Source organism: Roseburia zhanii (assembly GCF_014287635.1).
Taxonomy (GTDB): domain Bacteria; phylum Bacillota; class Clostridia; order Lachnospirales; family Lachnospiraceae; genus Roseburia_B; species Roseburia_B zhanii.
The window spans coordinates 1-19,792 of record NZ_JACOPH010000018.1 but is presented as its reverse complement, the minus strand read 5'-3'; the positions used below and the strand labels follow the sequence as shown (position 1 = coordinate 19,792).

Annotated in this window: 15 protein-coding genes; all 15 read left to right on the top strand. The window is 40.2% G+C overall.

Annotated elements, in window-relative coordinates:
• The first annotated feature begins 1 nt into the window (after nucleotide 1).
• The 15 genes from H8S17_RS14290 to H8S17_RS14220 all read left to right on the top strand — a co-directional run bounded on the left by H8S17_RS14290 (nucleotide 2) and on the right by H8S17_RS14220 (nucleotide 19,552).
• On the top strand, nucleotides 2–148 hold the full coding sequence (locus H8S17_RS14290) for a hypothetical protein (RefSeq protein WP_178052090.1): 147 nt from the start codon (nucleotides 2–4) through the stop codon (nucleotides 146–148).
• Between the two features lie 85 nt (nucleotides 149–233).
• Nucleotides 234–1,355, top strand: coding sequence for an ABC transporter substrate-binding protein (locus H8S17_RS14285; protein WP_186867730.1), 1,122 nt, complete (start codon nucleotides 234–236; stop codon nucleotides 1,353–1,355).
• Nucleotides 1,356–1,375: 20 nt separating this feature from the next.
• Nucleotides 1,376–2,287: an HlyD family efflux transporter periplasmic adaptor subunit gene (locus H8S17_RS14280; protein ID WP_178052092.1), complete on the top strand. Its 912-nt coding sequence runs from the start codon at nucleotides 1,376–1,378 to the stop codon at nucleotides 2,285–2,287.
• A gap of 11 nt (nucleotides 2,288–2,298) precedes the next feature.
• The gene (locus tag H8S17_RS14275; RefSeq protein WP_186867729.1) at nucleotides 2,299–4,449 is read left to right on the top strand and encodes an NHLP family bacteriocin export ABC transporter peptidase/permease/ATPase subunit; all 2,151 of its coding nucleotides are present in this window, start codon (nucleotides 2,299–2,301) and stop codon (nucleotides 4,447–4,449) included.
• A 13-nt stretch (nucleotides 4,450–4,462) separates the two neighbouring features.
• On the top strand, nucleotides 4,463–6,625 hold the full coding sequence (locus tag H8S17_RS14270) for an ATP-binding cassette domain-containing protein (RefSeq protein WP_186867728.1): 2,163 nt from the start codon (nucleotides 4,463–4,465) through the stop codon (nucleotides 6,623–6,625).
• A 12-nt stretch (nucleotides 6,626–6,637) separates the two neighbouring features.
• On the top strand, nucleotides 6,638–7,585 hold the full coding sequence (locus H8S17_RS14265; protein WP_186867727.1) for a phosphatidylglycerol lysyltransferase domain-containing protein: 948 nt from the start codon (nucleotides 6,638–6,640) through the stop codon (nucleotides 7,583–7,585).
• Nucleotides 7,586–7,615: 30 nt separating this feature from the next.
• A complete protein-coding gene (locus H8S17_RS14260) occupies nucleotides 7,616–10,615 on the top strand; it encodes an MFS transporter (RefSeq protein ID WP_186867726.1) in 3,000 nt (999 codons plus the stop codon).
• 270 nt (nucleotides 10,616–10,885) lie between these two features.
• On the top strand, nucleotides 10,886–11,173 hold the full coding sequence (locus tag H8S17_RS14255) for a site-specific integrase (RefSeq protein ID WP_186867725.1): 288 nt from the start codon (nucleotides 10,886–10,888) through the stop codon (nucleotides 11,171–11,173).
• Between the two features lie 59 nt (nucleotides 11,174–11,232).
• The gene (locus tag H8S17_RS14250) at nucleotides 11,233–11,931 is read left to right on the top strand and encodes a hypothetical protein (protein WP_186867724.1); all 699 of its coding nucleotides are present in this window, start codon (nucleotides 11,233–11,235) and stop codon (nucleotides 11,929–11,931) included.
• Nucleotides 11,932–12,096: 165 nt separating this feature from the next.
• Nucleotides 12,097–12,630, top strand: coding sequence for a methylated-DNA--[protein]-cysteine S-methyltransferase (locus tag H8S17_RS14245; protein WP_178052098.1), 534 nt, complete (start codon nucleotides 12,097–12,099; stop codon nucleotides 12,628–12,630).
• Nucleotides 12,631–12,643: 13 nt separating this feature from the next.
• Nucleotides 12,644–13,129 (top strand): HD domain-containing protein, encoded by a 486-nt coding sequence (locus tag H8S17_RS14240; RefSeq protein WP_186867723.1) that lies wholly within the window; start codon nucleotides 12,644–12,646, stop codon nucleotides 13,127–13,129.
• A 280-nt stretch (nucleotides 13,130–13,409) separates the two neighbouring features.
• The gene (locus H8S17_RS14235; RefSeq protein ID WP_178052100.1) at nucleotides 13,410–13,571 is read left to right on the top strand and encodes a hypothetical protein; all 162 of its coding nucleotides are present in this window, start codon (nucleotides 13,410–13,412) and stop codon (nucleotides 13,569–13,571) included.
• Nucleotides 13,572–13,874: 303 nt separating this feature from the next.
• A complete protein-coding gene (locus tag H8S17_RS14230; RefSeq protein ID WP_186867722.1) occupies nucleotides 13,875–14,591 on the top strand; it encodes a hypothetical protein in 717 nt (238 codons plus the stop codon).
• Nucleotides 14,592–15,066: 475 nt separating this feature from the next.
• A complete protein-coding gene (locus tag H8S17_RS14225; protein ID WP_186867721.1) occupies nucleotides 15,067–15,468 on the top strand; it encodes a hypothetical protein in 402 nt (133 codons plus the stop codon).
• An 82-nt stretch (nucleotides 15,469–15,550) separates the two neighbouring features.
• Nucleotides 15,551–19,552: an efflux RND transporter permease subunit gene (locus tag H8S17_RS14220; RefSeq protein WP_186867720.1), complete on the top strand. Its 4,002-nt coding sequence runs from the start codon at nucleotides 15,551–15,553 to the stop codon at nucleotides 19,550–19,552.
• The last annotated feature ends 240 nt before the right edge of the window (nucleotides 19,553–19,792 follow it).

The following is a 19,792-nucleotide window of genomic DNA, read 5'->3' as shown; positions in this document are numbered from 1 at the left end:
AATGGAAGAAAAGACCAAAAAAGAGATCCCTGAAGAAGAAGTATTATCTGAAGAGGATTTAGATCAGGTAGTAGGTGGCGCAGGCTTACGCCATGTGAAAAAAGTGCAGACTGTCGAAATTTCTGAAGATACATTATCAAAGATCTAATTTCAGACAGTAAATGGCAGGAAAATAGAGTATGCATTGCATACTCTGTTTTTCTTGCGTTATAGGATTCAGGAGGAAAAGCCATATGAAGATAAGAAAGGCAGTATGTATAGGAGCAGTTCTTTTGTTAGCCGGGGGACTCGCTGCCTGCGGAAAAGTAGAAGAAAGTACGGGTTTTCTCAATACGGGGGATAAGATTAAAATAGCGATCATCGGAGATGAAGAATATATAGCAGATAATGGCGCAATGGAAGCAATGGAGATGGCGTCAAAAGATTTTTATGAAAAAACAGGTGTTGAAATAGAAGCTGTGATCTTTAATGATAACAGTGATTACAATGAAGGAATTGAATGTGCGAAAAAAATTGTAGCTGAGGGAGATATAGCAGCGGTACTTGTCAAACAGGAGCTAGATTATATAGATGCGACAGCCGAGATCTTTGAGGAGGCAGAAATGCCATTCATACTGACAAACGGCTGTTATGAAAATACGATCGACCAGTCCTACAGTTATATGTTAGTGGACTGTATCAATGCAAAAGCAGCAGGTAGTATTATGGGAGAGTATGTGATGGAACATGGATACAAGACGGTGGCATTCTGTCATTCTGATACTACTTATGAGGAAGATGAGTTAAAAGGTTTTCAGGCCAAGATAGAAGGAAATGGTTCCACACTGGCAGATACACTGATCGGACCTTATACCCAGGATGATTTTAATCAGGCATATGTCCGCTGGCTGGATTTAGGGATCGATGTGGTATGTATCAGTAATTATGATATTCTAAACAGTGACCTTGTGCGTATGCTTCGTGAAAAAGGTTCTGACATACAGGTCGTCGGCGATTATGTTATGGATACCAACGAAGATATCCGGGCAAACGGACAGTACTTAGATGGAACAGCAATTGTCGGAATGTATATCAATGATGAGAAACCGAATAATACCAAAATTATGGAGCGGTTTGAAACAGAGTATGGGATGGAAATGTCAGAGAAGGCGATCCAGTCATATGATATTACTTATCTGTTAGGTGAAGAACTGACATCGGGAATTAAAAGTTCAAGAGAACTGATCGATAATATCAAGAATTCAAAAGGATACGACGGAATTTCCGGAACATTACAGTTTGATGAACGGGGATGCCTGATCCCAAACGGAAATGAAGTGCTGATCTATGAGCATGGAAGTTTTGTACAGCAATAGATAAAAAGGAGGAAACAGCTATGGCAGAATTATTTCGCAAAAGTGCCCTAGATACCTTAGCCACTCCGGAGCAGTTAGATAAGCAGGTAAAAATTGTCCGTCCATCTGTCTGGATCGTCTGTATGGCATTATTAGTCGGAGTAGTTACATTTATCCTGTGGAGTTTTACTTATCATATATCAAATGGTGTCAATGCAGAAGGGGTTGTGTTCAGCAATCATAATGTGGTGCAGATCAAAGCAGAACGGAATTGCATCGTGACAGATGTATTAGCAGTCAGGGGAGAATATGTAGAAACAGGAGATATCATTGCAGTAGTATCAAATGATGAACTCTTACAGGAGATCGAAGCTGACCGCATTGCCTTAGATGCGATGGAAACAGAGGACGAAGCATATGAAAAAGCAGCAGAAAAATTACAGAATCTGAGGGATTCGTATGTTGCAGCTACTGTGATCAAGAGTACGGCAGCCGGATATATCCAGAGTGTGTGTGCGACCGGAAATGCACTGATGAGTGGAGATGGCATCGCAACGATCATGCCGGACAGTGGTTATCATGAAGTCATTGCCTATGTATCGTTACAGACAGCGCAGAATTTAAGAGTCGGAATGCCGGTGCAGGTTTCTCCATCTTATGCACCAAGGGAAGAATATGGGTATATGTCAGGAGTTGTGACACAGATTTCTGATATGCCGGCAGCAAAAGAAAATATCTTAGAACAGATGGGAACACTTTCTTATGTAGAAAATATCCTGCCGGAAACTTCCTGTGTGGAAGTAAGGGTCAAGTTAAATCTTGATTCCGATTCCAAAAATAATTATCTCTGGTCAAATGAAAAGGGAAAACAGTTATCTGTGGAGCTTGGTACGCAGTGTGATGTCATTATCGTTACAGATGAATACCGTCCGATCGAATTGCTGTTTGAATAGAGAGGTGCGGCATGAAAAAAAATGTGAAAAAAGTGCCGGTTATCCTACAGATGGAAGCATTAGAGTGTGGAGCAGCCTCACTTGGAATGATCTTAGCATATTATAAGAAATACATACCATTAGAGCAGCTGCGTTCTGACTGTAATGTGTCTAGGGACGGAAGTTCGGCAAAATATATTATTTTAGCGGCAAAGCATTACGGATTAGAAGCGAAAGGCAGCCGCATGACATTAGAGAGGATCAAACAGGAAACAGAGTTTCCGGTGATCATTCATTGGAATTTTAACCATTTTTTAGTATTGTGCGGATTTAAAAAAAATCAGGCAGTATTAAATGATCCGGCAGGCGGAACGGTCTGTGTGGATATGGACGAATTTGACCGTTCTTTTACCGGAATTGTATTAAAATTTTCTCCATCCGAAGAATTTGTACCGGAAGGAGAGCCTAAGAGTACAAGTGCTTTTTTAAAACGGCAGCTCGCAGGCAATAAGCAGATCGTAGGACTTGTCTGTATCCTTGGATTTGTCATTTCGATATTATCAGCGGTCAAGCCGGTATTCTATAAGATCTTTACAGACCAGATTTTGATCGCCCATTTGTCAGACTGGATGCCAAAACTGATCCTTGCCATGTGCGTCGTCTTAGGAGCAGTTCTTTTAGCGGAAATCCTAAGAGATATTCTGCTTGCAAAGATGCAGGCAAAGCTAAGTATCCAGTCTTCATCAACCTTTATGTGGCATCTGCTGCATCTTCCGGTCGGATTTTTCAGCCAGCGTTTTGCAGGAGATATCGCTGCAAGGCAGCAGAGCAACCATGCAGTGGCACAGGTGGTCTGCCATAAGATCGCCCCGGTGATCTTAAATCTGTTTATGGCAGGATTATATTTTATCGTCATGCTCTGTTTTCATGCACCGATGGCGCTCGTCGGAGCCGCAGCGGCTGGCATCAACCTTCTTGTGATGCGTGCAGTTGCAAAACAGAATGCGAATGCTGCACGTTCTATCAAGCGTGATGAAGGAAAAGCAGCCGGTATGGAAACAGCTGCAGTGTCAATGATCGAAACGATCAAGGCAGGCGGGGCAGAGTTTGGTTTCTTTGAAAAGATCACAGGATATCAGACAAAATATCACAATGCACAGACCGCATTGAAACAGCGGAATCTATTTCTTGCTATCTTACCGCAGGTCATTTTAGGACTCTGCAGCGGAGCTATTCTGATGATGGGAGTCTTTTACATATTTAATGGTGAATTAACGATTGGTTCTTTGATGGCATTTCAGAGTTTTATGAATCTGTTTTTAACACCGGTCGGTTCATTTGTATCATCAATACAGGCAATCGAAGAAGCAGAAGGAAATATTGAACGGATCGAAGATGTGATGAATTATCCGGCAGATGTTTCAGAACGGCTTGATAGTGAAGAAGAAGGACATTATGAAAAACTGTCCGGTCATGTGGAGATCAAAGATCTTTCCTTTGGTTACAGTACACTTGCACCGGCATTGATCGAGGATTTTCAGTTAAGTGTCAATAAAGGGGATATGATCGCACTGTCCGGCGGCAGCGGAAGCGGAAAATCAACGCTTGCAAAAGTAATTTCCGGTCTGTATGCACCAAGAAGCGGAGAGATCTTATTTGATGGAAAGCAGATCCATGAGATCGACCGCTATGTATTTACGAGTTCCGTTGCAGTCGTAGACCAGAATATATCACTGTTTACCGGAACCTTAAAGGATAATATCACGATGTGGGATCCGACCATATCAGAAGATGCCATGATCGCAGCCTGTAAAGATGCCTGCATCCATAATGATATTATGAAACTGCCGGAAGGCTATGACAGTCTTGTAACAGAAGGCGGAAGCAATTTTTCCGGTGGACAGGTGCAAAGACTTGAGATCGCCAGGGCATTTGCCATGAACCCTTCGGTCATTATTTTAGATGAAGCAACTTCTGCATTAGATCCAAATACAGAAAAAATGGTAATGGATGCCGTAAAACGCAGAAAAATGACCTGTTTTGTGATTGCACACCGATTATCGACGATCCGTGATGCAGATAAGATCATCGTATTAGAAAAGGGCAGGGCAGTAGAAAGCGGCACCCACAGGGAACTAATGGAGAAAAATGGCAGATATGCACAGTTAGTGCAGAGTGAGTAAGGGGAGATCTCCGATGAATACATTTTCAAAACAAATTCAGGAAAAGAAAGCAAATGATGCAAGGATCTTAGACAAAGTATCGAGGCGTATCTATGAGCCATTGCAGACGAAAAAAGAGTCGATCGGTCAAAATGACGGTTTCATGGAACGTACTGCGTCAGAACTGTCTGATATCTGTCTGTTCTTTGGTATTTCGAATGTGGAATTTCCATCAGGAATGCAGGATGCAGAATCATTGATGCAGTTTATGATGAGTGAGAGCGGAATCTTAAGAAGAAAAGTGGTATTGACAAAAAACTGGTGGAAAGATGGTGTGACACCGCTTTTATGCAGTGATATCCATGGCAATGCCGTTGCTTTACTGCCGGCAGGCGGTGGTGGTTATCAGTATCATGCAGACGGGAAGACGATCGCAGTTACGCAGAATAACGCAGGGCAGTTTTTAAATGCCTGTTACTGTTTCTATCAGCCGATGCCAAATACAGGCATGACAACAAAAGATTTTATCCATTTTTTATGTAAGAGCTTTCAGTCGTCAGATGTCATCTGGCTGTTATCGATCAGTCTGCTTGCAGGATTGTTAGGACTGATCATGCCAAAATTGAATCAGTTCATATTTCATTCCGTTGTGCCTTCCGGTACGTCAAAGGAACTTTTCGGGATCGGTGTGCTGATCGTGGGAACTGTATTTATGCAGGCATTTTGTCAGCTTGCCAGAGCTATGTGGGTAATGCGTATCGGTAATAAAATGGAACTTTTGACGGTCAGCGGTATCTGGTCAAGAGTCTTATCCCTTCCGGTACGTTTCTTTGAAGATTACAGTTCCGGTGAACTTTCTGATCGTGCAGGAGCCGTCAATACGATCTGTGCCATCTTAGGCGGACAGTTGGTACCGACACTGCTTAGTACCATTTTTTCTGTGGTCTATCTGTTTGAGATCAGAAGTATTTCACCGACGCTCTTAGGCCCGTCACTTGTGATCGTATTATGCATTGTGGCAGTCAATTTAGCAGTTACTTATCTACAGATGAAGCAGACTGCACACAATAACCACGTAGAGAGCCGGTTATCCGGTATGGTATTTGAACTTTTAGGCGGTATTACGAAGATCAAAGCAGCGGGAGCAGAAACAAGGGCATTTGAAAAATGGGCAAAAGTCTACAGTGAGAAAAAGCAGATACCAAACGGACTTTTACTGTGTTCAGAGGCACTCAATGCAGCAATGACATTTGGTGGTACGATCTTACTTTACCGGACAGCATTTTTAGCAGAGATGAGTGCATCTGATTATATTGCATTCCATACGGCATTCGGACTGATCACAGCAGCCGTCATGGCAATGCTCTCAATCTCGGCACAGCTTGCGGCTTTAAAACCGGCACTTGAGATGTTAAAACCGATCTTAGAAGCCGAACCGGAAAATGACGGTTACAGAAATCAGGTAACCTCTCTTACGGGTGATATTGATGTCAATCAGGTCAAATTCCGTTATCAGAAGAATCTGCCATATGTGTTAAATGGGTTAAATCTGCATATTGAACCGGGAGATTATATCGGGATCGTCGGTTCTTCCGGCTGTGGAAAATCGACATTAATGAGGATCTTATTAGGATTTGAAAAACCGGAATCGGGTTCTGTTTACTATGATATGCAGGATATGAACGGACTTGACCTTCGGACATTGAGAAGAAGGATCGGAGTCGTACCGCAGAATGGAAAATTATTTTCCGGTGATATTTACTCGAATATCGTGATCTGTGCCCCATGGCTGTCAGTAGATGAGGCATGGGAGGCAGCTGAACGTTCCGGTTTTGCGGAGGATATCAAGCAGATGCCGATGGGAATGTTTACGATGCTTTCCGAAGGGGGAGGCGGACTCTCCGGTGGTCAGAAGCAAAGGCTTCTGATCGCAAGGGCACTTGCCGGTGATCCTGACCTTATCATGTTTGATGAGGCAACATCGGCACTGGATAATATCACGCAGGAACTTGTAGTAAAGACATTAGAGAATATGACCTGTACAAGGATTGTGATCGCACACCGGCTTTCCACGATCCGTAACTGTTCAAGGATCATATATATGCATCAGGGTAAAATCGTAGAATCGGGTACATATGAGGAACTCATGCAGCTAGATGGAAAATTCGCTAAGATGGCGGAACGACAGTTGGTATAATTTGGAGGGATTATGAGAGGTATATATACTTTAACAGAAGAAGAAAAGCAGGTATTTTCTGCATTTGAAAGGATTAGCGTAGAAACAGCGGAAGTCTTTGCACCATACCATGATACAAATGTTGTGGGAGATACTTCTTTTTCCCTGCTCTATGTATGGCAGGGGCAGTTTCATTATGCATACCGTATGATCAAAGGGCATCTGGTAGTCCTTGAAAAAGGTGTGGATAACCGTCTGTCCTGTATCTTATTAAGAAAAAAGGAGGAAGATATCAGTGATGTGATAGAAACTTTATATCAGATGTTTCATAAAGCCGGACTTCCGTTATATTTTGAATATGTGGCAGAGAAAGATCTGCCTGTGTATGAAAAAGCTGTGCAGGCAGCAGGAATGAAGATGCAGAGTATATCAAAAGAAGAAGACAGTGATTATATTTATGAAACAGAAGCATTTTTATCCTTAGAAGGAAAAGAGAATAAGCGGAAAAGAGGAGATCTGAATAATCTTCACAGACAATATGAAAATCTAAGTGTCTGTATGTATGATGGCAGTAATGCGCAGATCAGACGTGACTGCGAGAGTATATTTGAAGACTGGTGTACTTCCCATAGCTGTGAAAACTGTTATTACGGCTGTGAAAAACAAGCATGTTTCCGTTTTTTCGATATCTATAATGCCAATTATCATAAGATCGCAGTTGCGTATGCAGACGGTATACCACTGTCATTTGCAATCAGTGAACGGATCAATGCGGATACCGTATGTTATTTTTTCCAGAAGAACAGACAAAGGGTTCGCGGGTTGACCTACTATTTAAATCGGGAAATGGCATTGACAGATACTGATATCACATATATAAATTTAGGAGAGGATATGGGCCTGCCCGGACTTCGGGAGGATAAGAGAAGCCTGCATCCATGTGAGCAGAAGAAGAAATATTTCATTATGGTAGAAGTCTGATATAGTGAGATAGCAAGGAGAGTTAAGAAGATGAAGAACAGAAAAGAATGGTGGAAAAAAAATCAGGTATTTTTCCTGATCACACTGATCGTTTTACTGACGGCCGGGATCAGTTTAAATCTTGATGTGATCGGAAAAAATCCGATCGAGAAAGAGGAGGTATTATACAATCCGGTACAGGTATATACGGGAACAGAGTATCAGTATTACATATCCGATTCATCAGAAAAAATATCGGTCACGGATCAGAAAAACCGCCTGGTAAATACAATCGACGGAGGTATGGAGGAAACTTCGTTTTCCTATGCAGATGCGATTGTCAGTGATAAAGATGGTTCGATCTATATCTTAGATAAATTATATGAAGAAGATGGTTCAACAACTTATAGTGAACGTATTTTGAAATTTTCAGAAGACGGCAAGCGTGAAGCAGTCTTATATGAAACAGATACGCTGAATGAAGATGGAGAACAGGTATCTTTCTTAGATTCACTAGAGATCATTCATGGAACAGTCTGTTTTACAAAAGTAGATAATGAAGGTATCCATGTCTATTCTCTTGCAGGTTTTGAAGCAAAAGAATGTGCGGTTATGCCATTTATGAATGCATATGACCGGGTATCAGATACAGCAGTCAGTGATGATATGGAAATTGCAGCAGCCATGAAAAATGGGGATGTATATGTCAATGAAGGCGGAGTCATTTCCTGTATTTATGCGGCAAGGGAACATGATACCGAAGATTATTTCAGTATGGTGAAAGAACTTGCTTATGGAGAAGACGGCAGTCTGTATCTGTGTGATGTGGGACAGCGTGAAGTATATCGTCTGTTCCCTGATAAAAAGACAGTGTCTACAGTTGTAAAACGGAATGAATTTTCTACTTTAAAGTCAGATAACTTTGCAGAAACACCGCTTTATACAGGCTTAAATGTCAGCAATGGAAAAGTGTCGGTGCTTTCTTCGGAATATGTCTATGATGAAGAGGCAGATGAGGAAATCTATTATTACAGATTAGCGATCGTATCCGAAGATGGAGAAGTCTATTCATCTTCAGATGCCATCGGGGTATCGATGCAAAACAGGCTGATCATTATTTTTGTCTATCTGTCGATCCTGTTGCTTGTGATAGTCGCAGTGTATGTCTGCGTGAAGATAGTCAGAATGTTAAAGCAGATGAAGACGGAAGAAAATACGAAAATGCAGTTGATCCTGGTTCTGACCGCACTTGTCATTACCTTAGGTGTATCATATGTGATCTTTGAAAACTGTAACAGCCGTTTTGTAAAAGAAGCAGGTGAAAAACTGGCAAATGTAGGATATCTGATTGGAGAGCACATTGATAAGGATTTCCTTGCAGAGTTAGATTCACCGGATGATTATTATTCAGGTGATTATCAGATACTCGATAAGAAAGTAGAAGATATCTTACAAAGTAAAGTGAATGCATCAGGAGAAATGTACTGCGTTATTTATAAAGTAAAAAATGACGTGGTATGTGAGGCTTACAGGGATGATATGGTACATGGGGCAATGTACCCGATGGCGGGAAAATATGCAGGTTCGATCGAAGAAAGGATTGCGGCAGAGGATGATTACGATGTCTGCTATGAATTTGCATTATCCGAAGGAACGTATATGTATGCCCTGGTGCCGGTTTACGATAATGAGCATAATGCGATCGCCTTTATTGAGGCAGGCATGGACTATGGAACTTTCCAGACAGAAACAAAATCTCTGTATACAAAGGTACTGATGCTTGCTGTTATGGCAGTTATCATCGTAATGTTACTGTTTACGGAGCTGATGCATACCGGACATGCATTTTTATTAAAAAAAGAGAGTAAAAAAAAGGGCGGCATCTGTCTGCCGGATCTGATACGTCCGATCTCCTTTTTGTTTTTTATGATCGCAAACATGTCAACCGCTTTTCTGCCAATCTATGGTATGAAATTATGGAATGACAGCTTTCCGATGCAGGCAGAAGTGGCAGCGGCACTCCCATTATCTGCAGAAATGGTATTTGCAGCCATCGCAGCTTTCCTCTGTGGTTATTTTGTCCAGAAAGCAGGGGTAAAGGCAGTCTGCATCTTAGGTGCAGGAGCATATATTGCAGGAAATTTATTATCGGCATTTTCACCAAATCTGTGGATGTTGATCGTGGCAAACTCAGTATGTGGTATCGGAAGCGGATTCTTAACGATCGGACTGAATACATGGGCAGCAAGTTACGAAGAAGAATCGATGCAGAATAAAGGATTTATCCATATCAATGCAGCTTATTTAGCAGGTTTAAACTGTGGTACAGTTATCGGTTCTTTAATCTGGGAAAATTTCGGAGTAGCAGCCGTTTACTTTGTGGCAGCAGCCGGAGCTGTTGTGATCATTTTATTCTCGTTGTGGATGATCGGTAAGATCGATGTCGTACCGGAAGAAACCGATGATGGAGAAGGCGGCAAATTAAAAGACCTGTTTACACCGTCCGTTGTCCGGTTTTTCCTGTGTATTACTGTACCGTATTTAGTCTGCACCGCATTTTTGGAATATTTCTTCCCGATCGAAGCAGAACTCAACGGACTTTCCGCAACGCATATCTCCATGGCGTTCTTATTAAGCGGTCTGATCTCCATTTATATCGGTTCTTCCATGGCAGAGCCGATCACAGAGAAGTTAGGTGTCAAAAAAGCAATGGTACTTGCGTCCTTTATCTATGGAGCAGCACTGTTCTACCTTGTCATTAACCCGACGATCTGGAGCTGCTATGTTGTCGTTGTATTATTTGCGATCGCAGACAGCTTTGGGCTATCCGCACAGTCCGTATACTTCTCATCCCTTGATGAAGTAAAACATGTCGGACAGAGTAAGGCATTGGGGGTAAACAGTACGGTTGAAAGTATTACATCAGCCGGTGGTTCACTGATCTTTGGTGCGGCTTTACTGCTTGGAACGAGAAAAGGTATCTTTGTGATCGCATTGATGTTTGTGATCCTGATGGCAGTATTTATGATCGGGGAGCGGAAACGGAGATAGGAGAGAATGTTGTAAGTCAGATGCTTTGGAAATATTGATTTAGCATATAAAATAGACAGTTGATTTTGAGGTTGGTTCATTAGACAGTATTATATGGAAAAAGGTGTAATCTTAGAAATGAGATTGCACTTTTTTTATGCGGTTTTTCAGGTTATTTATTTTGAGGTGCTACTTTATTTATCATACCGATCAGTTACTTTTATCTAATATTTTTTGAATTTATATTTTTTGGGTACAATAATTTCAGTATTTATGTAGGAGGTAAACAGGATGAAAGAACGAGTTTTAAGTGCAGATATTCTTGATGATTTCAAAAAATATTTAATTTTACAGGAGAAAAGTTCGGCAACCGTTCAGAAATATATTCATGATGTTTCTGCTTTTGCAAATTTTGTAAATGGTGAATCAATTACAAAAGAAACTGTCATCGCATATAAAAATCATTTGAAAGAAAACTATGCTGTACGAAGTGTTAATTCAGTACTTGCAAGTATAAACGGGTTGTTTTCATTTTTAGTATTCTTATATTTACAACATAATATCGATTTTGTTGTTTAAAGAAAATCGTATATTTGGGTAATAAATCAGAAAAGTCATAAAATTTAGAGGTAGAGATAATGATAAAAAAATACACTGTTGAATTTGAGGGACAGATAGAGTTTTACGAACAATATTTGAAGGTTATCAATCCTGTATTAACCTACGACGAAATTTTTCGCAATAATACTGATGGTATTGTCAATGGAAATCTGCTTGAATTCAAATTAAATATGTTTTGTGCAAGTAGATATATTACATATAACAGAGAGTGGACAGAAAGATCAAGAATTATGAAATCAGCAGATGGTGCCAATAGATTTTTTGTAGATGTAAAAAGTGAAAAATTAAGTCAGTTTTTATTGAAGTGTCTTTTGTTTACTTGCTTAGAGATGCAAAATCATATGAGAAGTTTTTATGGAACTGATAATCGATTTTACAGAAATGAGATATGTCTTGACACGACAAATGGCGAAACATTAGCAAGCAAAGATTTAAAAAAACTGACGGTTACCGTTAAAGAAAAAGAACTTTTAGATATATGGAAAACAATATTAAAATGGGCAAAGAAAACTAATAATTATAATGATAAATTAACATATGGAACATATCAGATTTTTGTAGAACTTAATACCTTTACTGCTGATGAAGAAACAGGAAAAAGTAAACCGGATTATCCTGAACTGAATGGTGTTTTAAAGACATTAAAGCAAAAGGTGAAAGAATACTATAATTGTGAAATCGTACCTACATTGTTTGAATATGAGTTCTTAAAATAATGATTTTTCTTAATGGTTTTTATGTTATCATAATGACGATTCGTTTTGACAATATTTTTATTCAAAAATGATAGAATGTTATCAGAATATAAATTTATAAAAAAACAATAAAATGAGGTATAATAATCATGTAGCATCGCATGAAGTAGAAAGAAGGATGGAAAAATGGTATATACTTGTACATATCAGTCAGCTTTGGGAAATATTTTGCTGGCGGCTGATGAGATCGGACTTACAGGTCTGTGGTTTGAAGGACAAAAATATTTTGCAAATACACTTCCAGATGAAACTGTTTCGCAGGAAATTCCCATTCTGACAGAAGCAAAAAGCTGGCTGGATATGTACTTTGCCGGTGAAGAACCCAAATTTACACCGGCACTTCATCTGACTGGATCACCATTCAGACAGGCTGTGTGGAAGATTTTATTACAGATACCTTATGGACAGACGATGACCTATGGAGAGATTGCAAAAAAATTAGCACAGATACAAAAGGTTGACCATATGTCTGCACAGGCAGTAGGTGGTGCAGTAGGGCATAACGAGATTTCCATTATCATTCCCTGTCACCGCATGGTAGGGACAAATGGCAGTCTGACAGGATATGCAGGAGGATTAGATAAAAAAATAGCACTATTAAAGCTGGAACATACAGATATGAATGGTTTGTTCGTTCCAAAGAATGGAATTACACTTTAAGAGGAGGATACAGATGCAAGTGACAACAGCGATAAAAAAAATGATCGATTTTTATGAAGGAAATGTCCATGACATAGACCATTTTATGAAGGTATGGGCATTGGCAAAGACCATTGGTGAAGAAGAAGGACTCGACGATCAGACACAGGAAATTTTAGAGTATGCAGCCGTTGTCCATGATATTGCCTGTCCGTTATGCCGGAAAAAATATGGAAACACAAATGGAAAGCATCAGGAAGAAGAAAGTGGACCACTGGTTGAAGCATTTTTTGCGGATCTGACGGTAGGAACACTGAATGTTGACCGTATTAAATGGCTGGTGGAACATCATCATACCTATACCAATGTGGAGGGTATGGATTACCGGATTTTATTAGAAGCTGATTTTTTAGTGAATGCTGGTGAAAGTAATTATGCAAAAGATGTGCTTGAAAATGCTTGTGTGAATATTTTCCGTACTGAAACAGGGATTCATCTGTTGAAGAGTATGTATCTGTGACAGGGTACGTGCTCTTTTGATAGAAGATAAATCGTAAGAAATTATTATATATTGCCTGTTTTTTCCTAATAGTGTATATTTGTCTATAGGAAAAAATGGCATTATATAAAGATCAAATGAAATATCAATAAATCCAATATAGTTTATAAATTCAATAAGTTCTATATTTAATAGTTGTCAATTCTGACAGATAAAATCCATTACGATAACAGCATATTGATAATTGAATAGAGGACTTACACTATGATATAATATCGCTAACGAAAGAAGGTGGTAGCAAGTGAGTAAAGACGAACAAATGGCAGTATTTAAAGCATATCTAAGAAATTTAATGCGGCAGTTAAAAGCATTACAAAAAGCACTTGAAAGTAACGATAATGAAAATGCACAAAAAATTCTCAATGAATTGATCGAGGATACACAGAATAGTATCGAAGATTAAATTCTGGTAACTATATAAAATAAAAATCTAAGGTGTAAAGTCTTTATTGAGTCATTAAGAACTTTTCAGAATATATGAAGTGGTATTTGAAAGAAAAGAAGACCACAGAGTATTGATACTATTATTAAAATAGCATCAATCTAAACAAATTTGTCACATATCCAACAAAAAACCATCACATTCAATTTATATACTTCAACTAAACAAAACAAAGAAAACAATTTTCAATGTAAGAAAGGGTTGAATAAAAATATGAAAAGAATGAACAGATTTGTATGTATATTATTTGCAGGATGTGTCTTAATGACAGGATGTGGAAATGTATCTTTTACAAATACAGCGACAGAAAATACAGTAGCTGTCAGCGATACAGAAAGCGGTAAAGTCGATGAAAAATCAGATTCTACCGTAACCGGTATGATCGAAAGTATTGAGGATAATATGATCACCTTATCTGTGATGAATCCAAATGGAGGAGGCAGACCGGATGGTGGAGCCCCGGATAATGCTGGAAATGATTCATCAACTGGCGAAGCTGCAGATAATAATAGCAACGGTGCTCAGTCAAACAGTGATGCTTCAGATGCCAGTGATAACAGTAATAAGCCAGGCGGCGAAGTCCCGGATGCGAATGGAACCGGAGATAAGCCAAGCGGCGGAGCACCGGATAACAATGGTGGCGGAATGCCGGGCGGTGAATCTAAGACGATCACAGTCAGTACTACAGCCGTTATCACAGATGAAAATGGTAATACGATCTCACTTTCTGATCTGGGTAAAGGAACGATGGTTACAATAGAATTAGATGAAGACGGTAATGCAATATCGATTACCATTGCGTCAAAAGAAAACAGTATGGATGCTCCCGGACAAAGTCTGGGAGCACCCGAATCTTATACGACTGTGAATAGATATACAACGGATACCGAACTTACAGATGAAAGTATCCAGTCTGCAGGTACGGATGAAAATGCGGTATTGTTCACACAGCAGCCAGACATTTACTGTCTTGCTGCGTAAGAAAGTGATTCAGGTGGTGATTTTTGCTTCGCAAAGCGAACTTTCATGCAAAAATCACGAGTTACTAGTCACGGAGTGAACAGTAATGAAAATGCGGTTTTGGTTTCAGATGAAGCATAAAACTGCTTGTCATGGAAAGTGGACTGTGATAAAATTGCGTTGTATAATTATTGGATTATACTGAATAGTTACTTAATGTGAATTATTTCGGCCGGATTTCTAAGAACATATCAATTAGTAGTGGGAGAGAGCAGATGAAGAGAACCATCAAAGGAAAGATAACTGTACAAACAATACTTTATTTATTAACCGCACTAATTATCTGTGAATTAGTAAGCGTCATAACGCAGATGCCTTAGGTGTAGATATCAGCAATACCTCCGAGATCAAGGATTATGATGGAAAAATCCGGTTTGTAAGTACAGCAGAAATTGCATCTACCGGATGGGTGTTTGGGGTTACAGAGGATAAATCTGTGGTCACAAAACAGATCATGAAAAATATTTTTCTGGTGATCCTGTTGGGGATCGTGTTACTGTTCGTAGTTGCAGTATTGACAATTTACAGCGTAAGGAAAAGCCTGCTGCCAATGGAAACCATGAAGAAATTTATTAAAGTTAATGTCATTGGAAGCCGGAATTGCCAGAAGCAGAAAGATGAAACAGAAGAGATCCGTTATTTGATCCGGGAATTAGAAGAACAGTTTATCGGTGTGATACGTCAGACAAAAGAAGAATCCGGCAATATCAAAGAACGTATGCAGGATACAAATGACAGTATGTATTCTATCAGTGAAAATATGACTCAGGAAACAAAGGGAGTATTAGAGAGCGTCAATAATCTGCAGGCAACCATGCAGGAATTTCATGTATCATAGAGTGCTCAGCACAGGTGTCAGGTGAATAAAGCCATACGATCGATATGACCGTGTGGCTCATTTTAGTATAGTTGGAGGAAAAATGATAAAGTACAGTGTCAAAAAACCATTTACCGTTTTAGTTGCCGTCATTATCGTATTAGTGATCGGTCTGGTATCGTTATCAGGAATGAAGACAGACCTTCTTCCGGATATGAGTATGCCTTATATGATCGTCATTACAACGTATCCAGGCGCAAGTCCGGAAAAGGTAGAAGAAAATGTAACAAAACCGTTAGAGAGTTCTTTAGGAACGATCAATGGTGTGGAAAATGTAACCAGTACCAGTGCAGAAAATTACAGCATGGTCATGTTAGAGTTTGCCGAAGATACGAGCATGGATTCAGCCATGGTCAAAGTGTCTTCTGCGGTAAACCAGCTGGAGGCGGCATTGCCGGACACTTGTGGAACACCAAATATCATGGAGATCAGCATGGATATGATGGCAACCATGTATGCAAGTGTCAGCTATGAAGGCAAAGATATTTATGAAGTATCCGATTTTGCAAAAGATGTTGTGATCCCATATTTTGAACGTCAGTCAGGTGTTGCAAGCGTATCAGATATCGGAATGGTCGAAAAAAGCATTGAAGTGCGTTTAAATCAGGAGAAGATCGACAAGATCAATGAGCAGATCCTGTTACTGACCAATGACAAATTAGCAGATGCAAAGGCGGAACTATCCGATGCCGAAAATTCACTCTCCGAAGCAAAAAGTAAGATCAATACACAGGAGTCGGAACTGACAGACCAGCAGAATGATACGACATCACAGCTTGCAGAAGCAACTTTGCAGTTAAATCAGGCAGTTGCGTCCAGAAGTGCTTATGAATCACAGCTTACGAGCCTTGAAGCAAGTAAAAAAGCCTTAGAGGGCGAAAAGAAAGTCTATAAAGAGAAGAAGATCGAAGATACTTATAGCAGTTTAAACGAAATGTTTGTAAAGATGCAGGCAGCAGTATCTGGTATGCAGGCACAGCTTGGGGAAAACAGTCCGTTGGATGCCGCACAGATGCCGATCGATATCAAGGATGCGATAGATTCGCCTGAAAAGTTAAAATATTTTAAATCAGCGGTCAGTACACTTTCTTCCATGCCGGGTGCAGAAATCGATGAAGATATGCAAAAGCAGATCAAAGACTTAGATAAAAAGACGCTGCAGCAGATTTATGATATTGTCAATGTCAGAATCCCGCAGATCGATACCGAAGTAGCAAATCTTGAGATCGAGATCAAAACTGCACAGGAAGTGCTAAAACAGGTTGAAAGCAAGATGAGTACTGTGGACGATGCGTATAAACAGGCAGAAGAAGGAAAAATCTCTGCTGCTGTTGGTTTTGGATCTGGAAAAGCACAGATTGCAGCCGCAAAAACGGCAATGGAAGACGCACAGAAAGAATTAGAAGATGCAAATAAGACATATCAGGATTCTGTAGAAGAAGCAAGAAAAAATGCAAATATCGATCAGATGCTGACACTTGATGCATTATCAGGCATGATCTATGCACAGAATTTTTCCATGCCGGCAGGCTATATTGATGATGGAAAAGATGATCAGTGGCTTTTAAAAGTCGGTGAGAATTATGAATCTGCCGATCAGATCAAGAGTATGGTACTCTGTAAGATCGATGATATCGGGGATATTCAATTAGAAGATGTGGCAGATATTACAGTCATTGATAATGCGGGAGATTCCTATGCAAAAGTCAATGGAAGTCCGGGCGTGATCCTTTCTGTCTTTAAAGGCAGTACAGTAGGAACAAGTGACGTATCAAAGGCTTGTAAAAATGCAATATCTGAGTTAGAGGAAAAATATCCGGGATTAGATATCACACCGCTTGTCGATCAGGGAGATTATATCAGTATGCTGATTAAAAGCATTGTATCGAGTATGGTGATCGGAGCGCTCCTTGCGATCGTGATCCTTGCCATTTTCCTGATGGATATCAGGCCGACGTTAGTCGTTGCATTTTCTATACCATTTAGTGTGCTGACGGCGATCGTGATCATGTATTTTACAGGTCTTTCGATCAATATGATGTCCCTTTCAGGATTGTCTTTAGCAGTTGGTATGTTAGTCGATAACTCGATCGTTGTCATTGAAAATATCTATCGTCTGCGTTATCGTGGATTAGAAGCACCACGAGCAGCAGTACAGGGGGGAAAACAGGTAGCAGGTGCGATTATCGCATCAACACTTACGACCATCTGTGTATTTTTCCCGATGGTATTTACAACAGGAATGGTAAGGGAACTGATGCTGCCATTTGCCTTGACGATCACATTTTCTTTAGCGGCATCACTGATTGTTGCGTTGACCGTCGTACCTACGATGGGTTCAGCACTTTTGAAAAAAGCAAAACCGAAACAGCATCGTATTTTTGACAAGATTCAGGAAGGATATGCTGTCATACTCCGGTTTTGTCTGCGGTTTAAGGTCGTTCCGCTTGGAATATCTGTTGGACTGCTTGCAACTTGTATTGTGGCAGTTCTCAATATGGGTATTGTCCTGATTCCGGACATGGGCAGCAGCCAGATTTCCGTAACAGTCACTATGCCGGAAGAAGATGATAAGGATACTGCATTTGAAAAAGCAGATGAGGTTATGACAGCGATCGCAAAAATAGATGCCGTAGGTTACATCGGCGCAATGGATGCAGGCAGTTCCGCAGGTCTTGTCGGTGGAATGGGTGTCGATACACAGGATGATTATGGAAGTTTTGCTTTTTATGTACTTCCGAAAGAGGATCATAGCAGCAAAAAACAGGTTGAGGATATCTGTCATACGATCGAAGCAGATACCAAAGAGATTGATTGTGATGTGGAAGTCAGCAATTCCATGATGGGTGAAATGGATCAGATGCTTGGCAGCGGATTACAGGTGGATATCAGTGGTTCTGATCTTCAGACGTTAAAGAATGTCAGTGAAGACATTATGGAGATCGTAGGAAAGGTAGATGGATTTTCAAATATCAGCAATGGACAGGAAGAAGCAGATGAGGAAATCCATCTGAATATCGATAAAGATGCATCGATGCGTTTAGGATTGACCGGAGCGCAGATCTATAGTGAGATATCCGACCGTCTGACAACGGATAAGACAGCGGTGACACTGACGGTGGATGATACCGATATGGACGTGAAGATCGTCAATGAAACGAATCCTTTGACCAAAGAAAATCTTTTGGATATGGAATTTGAAACCCAGACAAAAGATGATGATGGAAAAGATGTAACAGAAACACATAAGTTAAGTGAGTTTGCAACTTTAGAATATGGCAGCAGTATGGCATCGATTGCCCGTGAGAATGGGGAACGTAAGATCAGTGTGACCGCAGATACCATGGACGGCTATAATACAACGTTGTTATCCAAAGAAGTGGAAAAACAGTTGGCAGACTATGAACTGCCGGAAGGGTATGGCATCGAATTTGGCGGCGAAACTTCGAATACATCTGATATGTTAGTGCAGATGATCAAACTTCTGCTGTTAGGTTTCCTATTGATCTATTTAGTTATGGTAGCACAGTTCCAGAGCCTGTTATCGCCATTTATCGTTATCTTTACGATCCCACTGGCATTTACCGGAGGACTTTTGGCAATGCTTATGACCGGAGAACAGTTGTCACTGATCACGTTGATGGGATTTTTAGTATTGATGGGAACTGTTGTCAACAATGGTATCGTATTCGTAGATTACACAAACCAGCTTCGGATTGGTGGCATGGAAAGGCGGGATGCATTAGCTGCAACCGGAAAAACACGTATGCGCCCGATTTTAATGACTGCATTTACAACGATCTTAGCAATGCTTGCAATGATCTTTAGTCAGGATACGGCAAGTGAGCTAGGACATGGTATGGCAGTCGTCGTTGCGGGAGGACTATTCTATGCAACCTTTATGACGATGTTTGTAGTACCTGTGATGTATGATATCTTATACCGTAAAGAAGTGAAAGTTGTAGATGTCGGAGATGGTTCGATCGACGATGCACCGGATGATGCGGCAGAATTTATTGAGCAGATGACAAAAGAACAGTTGTAATAAGTATTATGGATGGGTATGTCAGAAACAGATCGTATCAGAGATAGAAATTGTCAGAATGAAACATATCCCCTTGTTACCGGATCATCTGGTAACGAGGGGATTTGTGGTTACTGTTCGATAGGTAATTGCGAAACAAGTTCGCAATCCTGATTAAAAATGCGGTAAGAATCCTGCAATGCAGGATTCTTAAGATGAGAAGCAGGTGACATCAAAATTAGACATGAAAAAAGACTTCCC